This is a genomic window from Streptomyces sp. HUAS MG91, from assembly GCF_040529335.1.
In the GTDB taxonomy this organism is placed as follows: Bacteria; Actinomycetota; Actinomycetes; order Streptomycetales; family Streptomycetaceae; genus Streptomyces; species Streptomyces tabacisoli.
Genome location: NZ_CP159534.1, coordinates 314,094 through 328,261, shown reverse-complemented (window position 1 = coordinate 328,261; position 14,168 = coordinate 314,094). Strand labels below are relative to the sequence as shown.

Genomic DNA, 14,168 nt, shown 5'->3' with positions numbered 1-14,168 from the left:
CAGGGTGCTCAGGCGCCGCGCCTGCGCCTGCGGGCCGCGACCGCCTGCGGGTCGATCTCCGGATGCGACCACGCGGCCGCGAGCGCCAGCGACTCGGCGCGCCCGTCCGCGACATGGCCGAGGGCGAGCGCGGCCGCGCGGTCCGCGGCGCCGGCCGCGATCGCCTCGTACAACTCCTCGTGCTCCGCGCACTGCCGGGCCGCGTCCCGCTGCGCCGTGAGCCGGAACAGCCAGAGCGTGCGCGCCTCCAGCGGCCGCATCATGCTCGTCAGGAGCGGATTGTCGGCCAGCTCCACGATGTCGGTGTGGAAACCCGCGTTCGCCGCCGCGATCGCGGCCCGGTCCCGCCGCCGGGTCGCCGCCCGCGCCGCGTCCAGCCGGCTCGCGAGCCGCGCCAGACCCTCCGCGTCGGCCCGCTCGGCCGCGAGCCGCGCCCCCAGGGACTCCAGCGACTCCCGTACGTCGAACAGATCGCGGACGTCGGAGGGCGTGAACGGCGACACCAGGGCCCCGCGCCGCGGCACCAGGACCACGAGCCCCTCCGCCTCCAGGCGGCGCAGCGCCTCCCGCAGCGGGATCCGGGAGACCTCCAGCTCCGCCGCGAGATCGCGCTCCACCAGCCGCTCACCGGGCTGGAGTTGGGCCTCCACGATGCGCCGCCGCAGCGTGTCGTACGCACGGTCGCGCAGTGAACCGCCCGCCGCGCCCGCCGCCTGTGCCGCTGTCACCAGGGTCTCCTCCGCTCGGGTCCGGATCTCACAGTAAGCGGACCGCGGGGGAGTGCGCGCAGTGCTAACCGGCCGCTAACACACGGGCAACATGCGGCTCCCAGACTGAGGGCGCGTAACGGTATACCACTAACGGGCCCGCGGGCCCCGCCCTTTGGAGGCACCCCAGTGGCACACACCCCTCTCCGCCGGCCGGGCGCGCTGGCGGCCGGAGCCTGTCTCGCCCTCCTCACCGGTTGTGGTGGCGCGTCCTCCGCGCAGGACGCCGGTCAGTCCTCCGGCGGCGACCTCAAGGTCGGTGTCCTGTTCCCCGGTTCGCTGTCCGACGACGGGTTCATGGAGTCCGCCTATCGCGGCTATCAGCGCGCCGCGAAGCAGCACACCGGCAAGGTCGCCTTCAGCAAGGTCGAGCAGGTGCAGGCCGCCGACTACGAACAGGCGCTCGTCCGCTTCGCCACCACATCGGACCTGGTGATCTCGCTCGGCGGGCAGACCGACGCCGCCGTGCGCAAGGTCGCCGCCCGCTTCCCGAAGGTGAAGTTCGCCGAGATCGGCGGCCCCGCCGACGCCCGGCCCACCGCCAACCTCGCCCTCTACGACCCCCAGCAGGCGCAGGCCGCGTTCCTGTCCGGCGCGGCGGCCGCCCTCCTGTCGAAGAAGCACACCGTCGGCTTCGTCGGCGGCGCCGAACTGCCCGCCATCGTCAACGCGGCCAAGGAGTTCGAGCGCGGCGCCGAGGCCGCCGACCCCGAGGTCAAGGTGCTCGCGCCGCAGTACGTCGGCGACTTCAACGACGCCGCCAAGTCCAAGCAGTCCGCGCTCGCCGACTACGGCGCGGGCGCCGACGTGCTCGGACAGGTCCTCAACCTCGGCCACAAGGGCATCGCCCAGGCCGCCGCGGGCCGCGGCGGACGCCTCGTCGGCGGCCCCCTGGCCCACGACTGCGCCGCCGACACCGCCTACGCCGGATACGTCGAGACGGACATCGGCGCCGAGATCGAATACGCCACCGACCAGCTGGTGAAGGGCGGCTGGAAGGCGGAGTCCGTGCACTTCGGCCTCACCTTCGACACCCCGCACAACGACCTCGTTCTGTGCGGCACCGGCGACGAAGTGGCCGCCGCGAAGAAGAAGCTCGACGCCATCAAGGCGAAGCTCGTGTCCGGGGAGATCACCACCCGATGACGCCCGCGGCACCCGCACTCGAGATCACCTCGCTCACCAAGTCCTACGGCGGCGCACCGGCGCTGGACGGCATCGACCTCGTCGTGCGCCCCGGCACCGTGCACTGCGTGCTCGGCGAGAACGGCGCCGGGAAGTCCACCCTGTGCCACGCCGTCGGCGGCTCGCTCGTCCCGGACACCGGCACTCTCGCCCTCTACGGACGGCCGTACGCGCCCCGCCGCCCCGCCGACGCGCTCGCCGCCGGAGTCGCCCTCGTCCACCAGCACTTCAGCCTGATCCCCACGCTCACCGTCGAGCAGAACCTGCGCCTGCTGCGGCTGCCCGGACTCGACCGCGCCCTCGCACGGGTCCGGGACACGTACGGCCTGGAGGTCCGGTCCGACGCCCGTATCGAGGAACTGCCCGTCGCCGCCCGCCAGCAGGTCGAGATCGTCAAGGCGCTGCTGCGCTCCCCGCGACTGCTCGTCCTCGACGAGCCGACCGGCGTCCTCGGCCCGGCGGAGACCGACGCGCTGCTCGCCACCTGCCGGAGCATCGCCGACGCGGGCGGCGCCGTCGTCCTCGTCACGCACAAGCTCGGCGAGGCCCTGCGCGCCGGTGACGAGGCCACCGTGCTGCGCGGCGGCCGGGTCGCGGGCGGCGGCCCGCTCGCGGAACTCGGCGCCCGGCACCTGGTGCCGATGATGATCGGCCACGCCGCCGACTCCCTGGACCCGGCCCTCGCCGGAGCGGTCGGCCTCGCCGAACCGGTGGCCGCCACCGCACGCCGGGCATCCGGCGCGAAGGGCTCCGCTCTGGCGCTGAACGGCGTCACCGTGCGCCGCCCCGACGGCACCCACGCCCTCGACGACGTCGACCTCGACATCGCGTGCGGCGAGATCGTCGGCATCGCCGGGGTCGAGGGCAACGGGCAGAGCGAACTCATGGCCCTGCTCGGCGGCTCCCTCGCGCCCGGCGGCGGCCGTATCGCCCTCGGCGGGCGGGACGTGACCGGCGCCGGACCCGCCGCCCGCACCCGGGCCGGGCTCGGCGTGGTCCCCGAGGACCGCCACCACGAGGGCTGCGTACCGGAGTTGTCGATCGCCGAGAACCTGCACCTCGGACGGCTCGGCCGGTTCCGCAGGTGGGGCGTCGCCCTCGACCGGGCCGCGCTCGCCCGGGCCGGCGCCGACGCGATCGCCGCCCACGGCATCCGCGCCCCGGGGCCGGACGCGCCGATGTCCGCCCTGTCCGGCGGCAACCAGCAGAAGGTCGTGCTCGCCCGCGAACTGGCCCTCGACCCGCTCGTCGCCCTCGCCGCGGCCCAGCCGACCCGCGGCCTCGACATCGGCGCCGTCGACGCCGTGCACGCCCGGATCAGGGAAGCGGCCGCACGCGGCGCCGGCGTGCTCCTCGTCTCCGCCGAACTCGACGAACTCCTCGCCCTGAGCGACCGCGTCCTCGTCGCCTACCGGGGCCGCCTGCTGGGACCCGTCGACCCGCGCGACCCCGACGCCCGGGACCGGATCGGGGAGCTGATGGTGGGCGCGGGCCGGGCGCAGGCACCCGCACGGGCATCCGCCGAGCCCTGACGCGCGTACCCACCACTCGCTTCCCCTGAGACGCGCAGCAGTCGAAACCCCCGTTCCGCACCGCATCCCGACCGCCCGAGGAACCCCCGTGACCGTCACCACCACCGCGCCCCCACCGAGCCGCAGAACGGGCCCGCGCCCCGCCGACCTGGCCCGGCATCCCGTCTCCGTCGCCGTCCTGGCCGCCCTGCTCGCCCTCGGCGCCGGCATCCTGCTCGTCGTCGCGGCGGGCGCCGACCCCGCCACCGCCTGGGCCGCGCTCGACGAGGGCATGTTCGGCTCCTCGTACGCCGTCGGCAGCTCCCTGAACTCCGCCGCCGTCCTGGCCCTCATCGCCACCGGGTTCACCGTCGCCCACCGCGCCGGACTCGTGAACGTCGGCGGCGAGGGCCAGCTCTGCGCGGGCGGCACCGCCGCTGCCGCCACCGGACTCGCCCTGCCCGCCGCCGTCCCCGGCGCGATCGGCGTGCCCCTCGTGCTGCTCGCCGGATTCCTGGGCGGCGCCGCCTGGGCGGGCATCGCCGCCTGGCTGAAGGTGCGGCGCGGCACCAGCGAGGTGATCACCACCCTGCTGCTGAACTTCATCGGCCTCGGCCTCGTCTCCGTCTCCGTCCACGAAGCGGCCCTGCTGCGCCAGCCCGTGACCTCGTCGGAGACGCTGCCGCAGTCCGCGCCGCTGCCGGCCGGCGCCCAACTTCCGCTGATCGGCGGCGCCGAGTCGCCCGCCACGGCCGTCGTGATCATCGCCGCCGTGCTCGCCCTCTGCGTCGGAGCCGCCCTGCGGCACACCGCGACCGGGGTACGGCTGCGCGCGGTCGGGCACTCGCCCGCCGCCTCAGCCCGGCTCGGGCTGCCCGTCGCCCGCCTGGAGGGCGGCTCGCTCGCCTTCGCCGGCGGCCTCGCGGGCCTCGCCGGCGCGGCCCTGGTCGCCACCGCCCCGTACGTGCTCGCCGAGAACTTCTCCTCCGGCTACGGCTTCTCCGGCCTCGTCGTCGGGCTGCTCGCCCGGGGCTCGCTCACCGCCGTCGCCGCCGCCAGCCTGCTCTTCGGCTTCCTCACCAGCGGCGGCATCAACCTCCAGCTCGCCGCCCAGGTACCGGCCCAGACCGTACAGATCGTGCAGAGCCTGCTCGTGCTGTTCATCGCCGCCGCCATGCTGATCACCCATCGCAGGACGAGGAGCGGCTCATGAGCGCCGTCGTCGACGAACTCGCCTCCGGCGGCGTCCGGATGGCGCTGCCGCTGCTCCTCGCCTCCTCCGGCGAACTGCTCAGCGAACGCGCGGGCGTCCTGAACCTCTCCGTCGAGGGCATGATGCTCACCGGCGCCTTCGCGGGCGCCGCCGGAGCCCACGCCTCCGGCAGCGCGGGCGTCGGCGTGCTCACCGCGCTCGCCGCGGGCCTCCTCTTCGCCGCCCTCCAGGCGCTACTGAGCGTCACCCTGCGCGCCGACCAGATCGTCACCGGCATCACCGCCAACGCCCTCGCCCTCGGCGCGACCACCTACGGCTCCCGGCTCCTGTTCGGCGACGGCAGCCGCCAGAGCGCCCTGCCCGGCTTCGACCCGCTGCCCGTACCCGCACTGCACGCCATCCCCGTGCTCGGACCCGCGCTCTTCGAGCAGACGGTCCTCGGCTACGCCGCGTTCGCGATCACCGCGCTCCTCGCCCTCACCCTGAGCCGCCGCACCACCTGGGGGCTCGCCGTCGACGCCGTCGGCGAGGACGCGCTCACCGCCGACCGGTGCGGGCTCCCCGTCCGGCCGATCCGGTACGCCGTCGTCCTGCTCACCGGCGCCACCTCGGCCCTCGCCGGCGCCCACCTCGCCCTCTCCGAAGTGCACGCCTTCAGCGACAACATCACCGGAGGCATCGGCTATCTCGCGGTCGTCGCCGTCATCGCGGGCCGCTGGCGCGCCTGGCCGACCCTCCTCGCCTGCCTCGTCTTCGGCCTCGCCCAGTCGCTCCAGTTCGCGGCCCCCGCCCTCGGCCTCCACCTGTCGGCGCCGCTGCTCGTCACCCTCCCGTACGTGTTCGCGCTGCTCGCCGTGAGCGGTCTCGTCGGCCGCAGCCGCGCCCCCTCCGCGCTCACCGTGCCGTTCCTGCGCGGCGGTTGACCCGCACCGCACCCGCACCCGCCCGCACGTCCTTCGTCAGGAGTACCCGCACCATGACCCTGATCCTCACCCGGTCCACCATCCGCGAGCTGCTGGCCGACCAGGTCGAGGAGGTGGAGGCGGCCGTGGCCCGCGCCCACCGCGACCTCACCCTCGGCGCGGCCGTCCTGCCCGCCCCGCCCGCCCTGAGACTCCCGGGCTCCCCGGACACGTTCCTCGCCATGGCCGCCGCCTCCGCGCCCGACGGCCTCGCCGTCGTCAAACTCCTCGCCGACCTCCCCGGCAACCGGGACCGAGGCCTCCCCGTCCAGCGCTCCGCCGTCCTCGCCACCGACACGGACACCGGCGCCTGCCGCGCCCTGCTCGACGGCGCCGAACTGACCCGCGTCCGCACGGCCGCCGCCACCGCCGTCGCCACCCGCGCCCTGGCCCGCGCCGACGCCGCCACCCTCGGCCTGGTCGGCACCGGGCCGCTCGCCCGCGCCCACGTCAGGGCCCTGCTGCCCGGCCGCCCCTACCAGCAGGTCGTGCTCTGGGGCCGCACCCAGCCCGCCGCCCACGACCTGGCCGCCTGGATCAGCGCCGACCTCGGCGTCCCCGCGAAGGTCCTGGACGGACCACGCGCCGTCACCGAGGCCTGCGACGTGCTGTGCACCCTCACCCCGTCCCGCGAACCGCTCGTCCGGGGGGCCTGGCTGACGCCCGGCCAGCACATCAACGCGGTCGGCGCGCCGCCCCGCCCCGACCACCGCGAACTCGACACCGAGGCGATGCGGCGCTGCCGGATCGTCGTCGACGCCTACGACACGGCCCGCACCAAGTCCGGCGAGGTCCTGATCCCGCTCGCCGAGGGCGCCCTGCGCGAGGACGACTTCCGCACCGAACTCGGTGACGTCCTCGCGGGCACCGCCCCCGGCCGCACCGCCGACACCGATCTGACCCTCTTCGACTCCGTGGGCGTGGGCCTCCAGGACCTCGCCGTGACCCGCCTCCTGACCGACCTCGCCGAGCGGAGGGGACTGGGCACCCATGTCGACCTCGGGGCCTGACGGAGCGCGTTTCGGTGGCCGTCGTCCAACCGATGACCGCCGGACGGCTCCTCCAGTACGGGAGAGCGCTTCCGCCGCCGCGCGCACATGTCGACGTGCCGATATGGTGACGAGGCGGTACACCGGAGAGTCATATGGCCCCTGCACACGAGCCGGACATCGGCCTCGAAGAGCGACTGCGGCTGACCGGCATGGGCAGCTTCGACTGGGATCTGGAGGGCGGTGCTCTCCGCCTGGACGACAACTGCCTGGCCGTTCTCGACCTGCCCCCGGCCGAGTTCCGGGACACGGTCGAGTCGGTGCTGTCCCGGATCCCGCCCGAGGAGGCCGTGCGCGTCATCGCGGTCGTCAACGAGGCGGTCGCGAGCGGCGGCGACTCCTACGGCGTGTTCTTCCAGATCACCCGGCAGGACGGCACCGCACGCCTCACCCACGCCGCGGGACGCATCCTGCGCGACGACCAAGGACACGCCGTGCGCATCGTCGGCGTCGTGCGCGCGGCCCCCGACGAACCCGCCGAGCTGGCCGGACTCGACGGGGACGAGGGCAAACGCCGCCGGATCGCCCTCATGGTCCAGGGCACCACCGAGGCGCTGTCCCGGGCCGTGACCGTCGACGACGTCGTGGCCGTGCTGTCGGGCGCCGGCGGCCTCGACCGGTTCGCCGCCGACGGACTCGTCCTCGGCCTGGTCGAGGGCGCCGACCTGAAACTGATCGCCCTCGTGGGCCAGTCGATGCAGGTCCTCGACGAACTCAAACTGCACCAGATCGACGACTCCCTGCCGCTCGCCGAAGTGGTCATGAGCCGCAGGCCCCGGTTCGTCGGCGACCTGTCCGACCTCGCCCACCGGTTCACCCGTCTGGCCCCCTACATCGACCGGCTCAGACTGGAGTCCGCGGCGTTCCTGCCGCTGGTCGCCCAGGACCGCGCCATCGGCGGGCTCGCCCTGTTCTACCGGGGCCGCCGCGAGTTCTCCGACGCCGACCGCAACCTCTGCATCGGCCTGTCCGGCATCGTTGCCCAGTCGCTCCAGCGGGCCATCCTCTTCGACGAGGAACGCGACCTGGCCCGCAGCCTCCAGGGCACGATGCTGCCCAAGAGCATCCCCGAGGTCCCCGACACCGAACTCGCGGTCCGCTACCACGCCGCGTGGGGCGGGCGGCAGGTCGGCGGCGACTTCTACGACGTCATCGTGCTGCCGCGCGGCCGGTTCGGCATCGTCGTGGGCGACGTCGAGGGCCACGACACCCACGCGGCAGCGATCATGGGCCAGCTCCGGATCGCGCTGCGGGCGTTCGCGGGCGAGGGCCACCCACCCGCCACGGTGCTGTCACGGGCCTCCCGGTTCCTGGCCGAACTGGACACGGACCGCTTCGCGACCTGCACGTACGCCCAGTTCGACCCGGCCACCGGCATCGTCCGCGCGGTACGGGCCGGACATCTGCCCCCGCTCGTGCGGCACACCGACGGCCGGGTCGGCATTCCCCGGCTGCGCGGCGGACTGCCCCTCGGCCTGGCCACCGAGTTCGAGCAGGACGACTTCCACGAGACCCGCCTCGACCTCGTCCCGGGCGAGACCCTGGTGCTGTGCACCGACGGCCTGGTGGAGGAGCCCGGCGCCGACATCGACGACGGGCTGCGCGCACTCGCCGACGCGCTCGGCGCCGGGCCGCCCACCGCGGAAGAGGTCGCCGACCACCTCTCCCGCTCCCTGTGGGAGAGGTGGGGCAGCGGCGACGACGTGGCGCTCCTCGTCCTGCGCCGGGTGCCGGACTCGGGCACCCCGCAGGCGCCCCGCATGCACCGCTACGTCCACCAGGCCGACCCCGAGGGCCTGGCCGACGCACGGGCCGCGCTGCGCGAACACCTCACCGCCTGGGGGCTCGGCACCATGGCCGACGACGTCGAGACCGCCGCCGGCGAACTGCTCGTCAACGCCCTCATGCACACCGAGGGCGGCGCCGTGCTCACCCTCGAAGTGCTCACCGGGCCGCCGCGCGCGGTCCGTCTGTGGGTCAAGGACCGCTCCAGCGCCCGCCCCCACCGGCGCACCCCGGGGGAGACGGCCACCTCCGGACGCGGCATGGTCATGGTGGAGGCGATGGCGTCGCGCTGGGGAGTCGAGCCGCGCGGCGAGGGCAAAGCGGTCTGGTGCGACTTCACCGTGCCCGACTCCTGAGCGCGCGCCCCCGCGTCAGCGCAGCTTGTTCACCGCCGTCACCGTCGTCTTCTTGAAGGCCGCGACCGGCGCCTGCGCGAAGGAACCCATCTGCCCCCACTGGACGACCGTGACGATCCGGCCGTCCCGGCCCACCGAGAAGAGATTGATGTCCGAGGCGCCCCACGACGCCTCGGTGTGCACGCCGTAGACGTACGCGCCCTCCTCCACGGACAGCTTCCCGTAGTACTTCTGCCGGGCGGTGACCTCGGGGTCCTGCGCCGTCACGTCCTTCGCGCAGCTGTCGAGGTGCCGGCGCAGCAGCGCCACGAACTCCTTCGCGGCCCGGGCGTCCCGCTCGACGACCGTCACCTGGAGCGCGCCGGTGTCCAGGTCGGTGCGGTACACCCGGTGCACCGACGTGGACGGCAGGGCGTCGCCCACGCACAGCGGCAGCGGGTCGGGCTGCCCGGCCGTGACCGGCCCCGCGATCCAGGCGGAAGAGGGGTGCGGCGGCAGCTCGGACGGCGACAGGAAGCGGGGCGTGCCCGCCGCCGACGCCGGTGCGGCCAGGACGGCGACCGCCGCGACGGCAGCCGCCGCGCCCGTCGCGAACAGGGTCCGGTTCTCTCGTACGTTCATGTGTCTCATCCCCGTGTCGGTCGATCGGCGGGACCGTGCGGCGTGCACGGTCCGCGGGGCGGCGGACGCGTCGGCGTCCGTCCGCTCCACCCGATACGACCCGCGACCGGTCCGGTGCGTTGCCCGCACCTTTGTCACAGGTTCGTCCCCGATGTCACCGGCGCAACGTACGGCCGGGACGCGCGTCGGTCGGCGCGCCGGAGCGCAGCACGAACTCGCCGGCCACGAGGACGTCACGGACACCGGTCGCGTACTGCCAGGGGTCCTCGAACGTCGCCCTGTCGGTGACCTGCGCCGGATCCAGCACGACGAGGTCGGCGACCTGGCCCGGCGCCAGCGTGCCGCGGTCCGGCAGCGGCAGCCGGGACGCCGGCAGCGACGTCATCTTCCGTACGGCGTCGGCCAGTTCGAGCACCTTGCGCTCACGGACGTACCGGGCCAGGACGCGGGCGAACGTGCCGAAGTTGCGGGGGTGGGGATGGCCGTCGCCCGGCGCGTGCAGCACCCAGCCGTCGCTGGCGACGGCCGCGTCGTCGTGGCGCAGCACGGTCTCCACGTCGTCCTCCGCCATGGCGTGATTGACGATCATGACCTCGCCCTGGTGCGCGGCGAGTACGTCGAGGACCGCGGCGGCGGGCTCGGTGCCCTCGTCCCGGGCGATGTCCGCGATGCTGTCGCCGATCCGGTCGGCGTAGCGGCCCGGGCCCATCATCGCCAGGATCACGCCCTCGGGCAGGAAGGTCCGGCCGACGGCGGGCCGCAGGTCGGCGAGGATCCGCTCGCGGGCCTCCGGATCGGCGAGCCGCTCGACGAGGGCGGCCGGACCGCCGTCCATCGCCCAGTCGGGCAGCCGCGAGGTGAGCCGGGTCGAGGAGGCGGTGTACGGGTACACGTCGCAGGCCACGTCGAGGCCCCGCGCGGCGGCCGCGTCGATCAGGGCCAGCGCGGAGTCGACCTTGCCGTGGTTGGCCGGGCCCATCGCCTTCAGATGCGAGATCTGCAGCCGCACCCCGGACGCCTCGGCGACGCCGATCGCCTCCTCGACGGCCTCGACGAGCCGGTCGCCCTCGTCGCGCATGTGGGTCGCGTAGAGCAGGCCGAGCCGCGCCGCCTCGGTGGCCAGCGCGACGATCTCGTCCGTGGTCGCGAAGGAGCCGGGCGCGTAGATCAGCCCGGTCGACATGCCGAAGACGCCCTGCTCGGCGGCGCGGGCCAACAGGGCGCGCATGGCGTCCAGTTCGGCGGGCCCGGCCGGGGTGCGGGCGGTGCCGGTCACCGCGGTGCGCAGGGCGCCGTGCCCGACGAGCGGGGCGACGTTCAGGGCGGGCCGCGCGGCGTCCACGGCCGCGGCGAACGCGTCCAGGTCCGTCCACTGGGCACCGGCCAGGGTGCCGGGCCCGCCGGCCTCCGCCGCATCGCCGGGCGCCGTCGGGTACGGCGACAGACCGCAGTTGCCGGTGACCACCGTCGTCACGCCCTGCCGCAGACAGGCCTCCGCGTCCGGCATCGCCAGTACGGAGAAGTCCGCGTGCGAGTGCAGGTCGATGAAGCCGGGGGTGACGGTCAGCCCGGTCGCGTCGAGGACCGTCGCGGCCGTCGCCCCGGGCTCCGGCGCGCCGACGTGGGCGATGCGGCCGTCCCGTACGCCGATGTCGGCGCGGCGCGGGGCGGCTCCGGTGCCGTCGATCACGGTGGCGCCGGTGATCAGCGCGTCGTACGGGGCGGTGGGGTCGGTCATGTCGGACCACTTTCTGAGGAGCGCGGGGGAGCGGGGCGGGTGGGGGATTGCGGGGTCACAGGATGAGGATGAGCAGAACGGCGTACAGCGCGCACGCCGGGACGAGCAGCGCCCAGCCGGTGCCGAGCAGATAGGGGAGCCGGTCGGCGCGGGCCATGCCCATGGCGCCGACCATGTTGGCGTTGGGCAGCGGCCCGTAGGTGTCCGCCTTCGAGGCCCACAGCAGGATGACCACCCAGGCGGCCGGGGTGATCCCCAGCTGGTCGCCGAGCGGGCCGAACACCTCGCCGATGAGAATGACCTGGGCCGCCGTCGCACCGGGTACGCCCACCCAGCCGAGCGCGGCCACGGCGAGCGCGAACGGCACCGGCGACATGTCGCGCAGACCGGGGCCGAACCGGTCGAGCACCACGTCGTACGGGTGCAGCAGATCGATGAAGCCGAACAGGGCGGCCAGCATCCAGAACAGCAGCAGCATCGGCACCATGCGGCGGGCGCCGGTCAGGACCGCGGCGGCGGCGCGGCGCGGGGAGAGCCCGGCCGCGGCCGCGGTCACCACGATGAGCAGCGGCAGGGCGATCAGCGGGAACGTGGTGTCCGCCTTCGTCGCCGTGGCGTAGCAGACCGTGGCGGCCAGCGCCGCGACGAAGGTCCAGGTGGCCCGGCGGGTGCGGGCGGCCTCGCGCGGCGTGGGCTCGGCCCGCCGCTCCTCGGTGACCTCCTCGGGCCGGTAGTGGTCACCCTGCGCGGCGCTGCGCCGCTGCACCCACGGCACCACCACGGCGGCGAGCAGCAGCGACAGGACGGCGAGCGGGCCCGCGCCGACGGCGACGTAGGTGAGATAGCCGGTGTCGGCGGTGTTCATGATGGCGATGTTGGAGCCCGCGAACGGGGCGAGCGCGAGGCCCGCGCAGCCGCCGAGGAACATCGTCGCCGCCGTCGCCGAGCGGGTGAACCCGGCCCGCGCGGCCACCGGGACGAGCAGCGGCGCGGCGATGGCGAGTGCCCCCGCGAGCGTGCCGAGCCCGGCCACCAGGACCATGCAGGCCGCCATCATCCCGTACATCAGGACGGTCGTCCCGCGGCCCTCGGCGATGCGCATGACGGCCCGTACGAGGGTGTCGGCGACGCCCGTGCGCAGCAGCACCTCGCCCGCCGCCGACCCCAGCACGATGATCAGTCCGATGACGGTCACCGGGTCGGTCACGGAGGTGCCCAGGACGTCACCGGCCTGCGCGGGCGAGGGCAGCGCCACCAGGACGGCGCTGAGCAGGGCGACGCCGGTCACGAGGACGAGGTCGAGGCCGGTGAGGGCGAGCACCGCGTACAGCGCGATGGGCAGCAGCCCCCAGACGGTGGGGGCGCCGGTGGTGAGGCCGGCGACCAGGCTCAGGGCGAGCGCGAGGGCGGCGGCGCCCAGGGCGAGGGCGCGGCGCGGCGGTCGGGAGCGGGCGGGGGCGGCGTCTTGCGCCGTGGCGGTTTCGGGCATGGCGGATCCTCGGCACGGGGAGGGGGTGGTGGGACGGTCTGCCGGGTGCGGGTCTCGTCGTGGCTGGTCGCGCCCCGCGGCGGAGCCGCTGACGGGCACTGCCCTGCGCCTCCGACGCGAGCTTCGCTCGGCTCAGGGGCGCGAGAGGGTGGTCAGCCGGTCGGCGTGCCCGGCGCCGCTCTCGGCCGCGATCTCGTCGAGGGTCTGGGCGTCGCGGACGGGCGCGAACCGGACGTCTCCGGCGGCGTCCGTGGCGTACCCGTGCACACCGGGCCGGGGCAGGCTGTTGTAGGCCCAGGGCGTCGAGAAGTAGTAGGCGCCGGTGTCGCGCAGCACGACGAAGTCGCCCTCCGCCAGCGGCGGCAGCGCACGGTCCTCGGCGACGACGTCGCCCGCGAAGCAGCACGGCCCCGCCACGTCCTGGGCCACGGGAGTGCCGTCCTTCGGGCGGCCCTGCGCGTCGAAGGCGCCGACCCGCAGCGGCCAGGCGCCCGGCATCAGCACGGTGCGGGTCGCCGTCTGCGCGCCCGCGTGCGTCACCGCGATCCGGCGGCCGCCGGCCTCCTTCGCGTACTCCACGCGGGCCGCGATGAAGCCGTTCTTGGCGAGCAGCGACCGCCCGAACTCCGTGACCAGGCCGTACCGGCCGTCGAACAGGCGCGGCTCCGCGGCGCGCAGGGCGCGCGTGTAGTCCTCGTAGGTGGGGCGCACGGTGTCGTCGGCGAAGTTCACCGGCAGGCCGCCGCCGATGTCGAGGCTGGTGATCTGCCGCTCGCCGACCGCTGCGTTGATCTCCTCGGCGAGCCGGTAGGTCTCCGCGATGCCCTCGGCGATCAGCTCCAACGGGCAGCCCTGCGAACCGACATGGGCGTGCAGCCGGGTCAGCCAGGGCCGCTCGGCGAACGCCCGGACCACCCGCTCGCGCGCGCCCGGGTCGCGCAGCGCCACTCCAAACTTGGAGGTGGCGGTGGCGGTGCTCATCGCGCCGATCGAGCCGGAGCCGACCTGCGGGTTGACGCGCAGCCCGATCACGGACGCGCTGTCGGCCGGGCGCAGCGCGTCGACGCGCTCCAGCTCGTCGAGGTTGTCGGCGTTCAGCGCCACGCCCAGGGCCAGCGCCTCGGCGATCTCCTCGCGCGTCTTGGCGGGGGAGTCGAGGACGATCCGGCCGGGAGCGCAGCCCGCGTCCAGGGCGAGGCGCAGCTCGCCGGGGCTCGCCACCTCGCACCCCATCCCCAGGTCGGCCAGCAGCCGCAGGACGGGAATCAGCGAGGACGCCTTGACCGCGAAGGTGTGCAGCACGTCGGGGACCTCGCCGAACGCGGCATGCAGCGCGGCGACGGACGCGCGGATGCCGTCGGTGTCGAGGAAGCCCGCGACGGGCTGCTCGGTGCCGACCAGCTTCCGGTCGACGGCCTGCCGCAGCACCGCGGCGACGCGCTCCTCTGCCGTACGAGAGTCCAGGAAGGTGGCGGAATCCAGAGTCACAGGG

The 14,168-nt window shown here is 74.9% G+C and carries 11 protein-coding genes; 6 read left to right on the top strand and 5 right to left on the bottom strand.

The window, feature by feature from the left end:
- Positions 1–8 precede the first annotated feature (8 nt).
- The gene (locus ABII15_RS01645; protein WP_353940421.1) at positions 9–728 is read right to left on the bottom strand and encodes a GntR family transcriptional regulator; all 720 of its coding nucleotides are present in this window, start codon (positions 726–728) and stop codon (positions 9–11) included.
- A 168-nt stretch (positions 729–896) separates the two neighbouring features.
- Between ABII15_RS01645 and ABII15_RS01640 the strand changes: the two genes are divergently transcribed.
- The 6 genes from ABII15_RS01640 (at position 897) to ABII15_RS01615 (ending at position 8,828) form a co-directional block, all read left to right on the top strand.
- Positions 897–1,913 carry a BMP family ABC transporter substrate-binding protein gene (locus ABII15_RS01640; RefSeq protein ID WP_353940420.1) on the top strand — a complete coding sequence of 339 codons (1,017 nt, stop codon included), beginning with the start codon at positions 897–899 and terminating at the stop codon, positions 1,911–1,913.
- Positions 1,910–3,484 carry an ATP-binding cassette domain-containing protein gene (locus ABII15_RS01635; protein ID WP_353940419.1) on the top strand — a complete coding sequence of 525 codons (1,575 nt, stop codon included), beginning with the start codon at positions 1,910–1,912 and terminating at the stop codon, positions 3,482–3,484. Before ABII15_RS01640 ends, ABII15_RS01635 begins: the two co-directional genes overlap by 4 nt.
- Positions 3,485–3,572: 88 nt before the next feature.
- Positions 3,573–4,676, top strand: coding sequence for an ABC transporter permease (locus ABII15_RS01630; protein WP_353940418.1), 1,104 nt, complete (start codon positions 3,573–3,575; stop codon positions 4,674–4,676).
- Positions 4,673–5,599, top strand: a complete 927-nt coding sequence (locus ABII15_RS01625; RefSeq protein ID WP_353940417.1) for an ABC transporter permease — start codon at positions 4,673–4,675, stop codon at positions 5,597–5,599. The genes ABII15_RS01630 and ABII15_RS01625 overlap by 4 nt, the downstream gene beginning before the upstream one ends.
- 53 nt (positions 5,600–5,652) lie before the next feature.
- The gene (locus tag ABII15_RS01620; RefSeq protein ID WP_353940416.1) at positions 5,653–6,648 is read left to right on the top strand and encodes an ornithine cyclodeaminase family protein; all 996 of its coding nucleotides are present in this window, start codon (positions 5,653–5,655) and stop codon (positions 6,646–6,648) included.
- Positions 6,649–6,782: 134 nt separating this feature from the next.
- Positions 6,783–8,828, top strand: coding sequence for a SpoIIE family protein phosphatase (locus ABII15_RS01615; protein WP_353940415.1), 2,046 nt, complete (start codon positions 6,783–6,785; stop codon positions 8,826–8,828).
- A gap of 15 nt (positions 8,829–8,843) precedes the next feature.
- On the opposite strand, the gene ABII15_RS01610 is transcribed toward ABII15_RS01615, so the two are convergent.
- The 4 genes from ABII15_RS01610 to ABII15_RS01595 form a co-directional block, all read right to left on the bottom strand.
- Positions 8,844–9,449 carry a hypothetical protein gene (locus tag ABII15_RS01610; protein WP_353940414.1) on the bottom strand — a complete coding sequence of 202 codons (606 nt, stop codon included), beginning with the start codon at positions 9,447–9,449 and terminating at the stop codon, positions 8,844–8,846.
- 154 nt (positions 9,450–9,603) lie between these two features.
- Positions 9,604–11,187 carry a D-aminoacylase gene (locus ABII15_RS01605; protein WP_353940413.1) on the bottom strand — a complete coding sequence of 528 codons (1,584 nt, stop codon included), beginning with the start codon at positions 11,185–11,187 and terminating at the stop codon, positions 9,604–9,606.
- A 55-nt stretch (positions 11,188–11,242) separates the two neighbouring features.
- Positions 11,243–12,676, bottom strand: coding sequence for a permease (locus ABII15_RS01600; protein WP_353940412.1), 1,434 nt, complete (start codon positions 12,674–12,676; stop codon positions 11,243–11,245).
- A gap of 132 nt (positions 12,677–12,808) precedes the next feature.
- Entirely contained in the window at positions 12,809–14,158 is a 1,350-nt protein-coding gene (locus ABII15_RS01595; RefSeq protein ID WP_353946934.1) for a diaminopimelate decarboxylase, read from the bottom strand.
- Between the last annotated feature and the right edge of the window lie 10 nt (positions 14,159–14,168).

Coding starts and splice junctions, on each gene's coding strand:
- ABII15_RS01635 (WP_353940419.1), top strand. CDS start 1,910: ATGACGCCCGCGGCACCCGCACTCGAGATCACCTCGCTCACCAAGTCC.
- ABII15_RS01625 (WP_353940417.1), top strand. CDS start 4,673: ATGAGCGCCGTCGTCGACGAACTCGCCTCCGGCGGCGTCCGGATGGCG.
- ABII15_RS01620 (WP_353940416.1), top strand. CDS start 5,653: ATGACCCTGATCCTCACCCGGTCCACCATCCGCGAGCTGCTGGCCGAC.
- ABII15_RS01615 (WP_353940415.1), top strand. CDS start 6,783: ATGGCCCCTGCACACGAGCCGGACATCGGCCTCGAAGAGCGACTGCGG.
- ABII15_RS01610 (WP_353940414.1), bottom strand. CDS start 9,449: ATGAACGTACGAGAGAACCGGACCCTGTTCGCGACGGGCGCGGCGGCT.
- ABII15_RS01605 (WP_353940413.1), bottom strand. CDS start 11,187: ATGACCGACCCCACCGCCCCGTACGACGCGCTGATCACCGGCGCCACC.
- ABII15_RS01600 (WP_353940412.1), bottom strand. CDS start 12,676: ATGCCCGAAACCGCCACGGCGCAAGACGCCGCCCCCGCCCGCTCCCGA.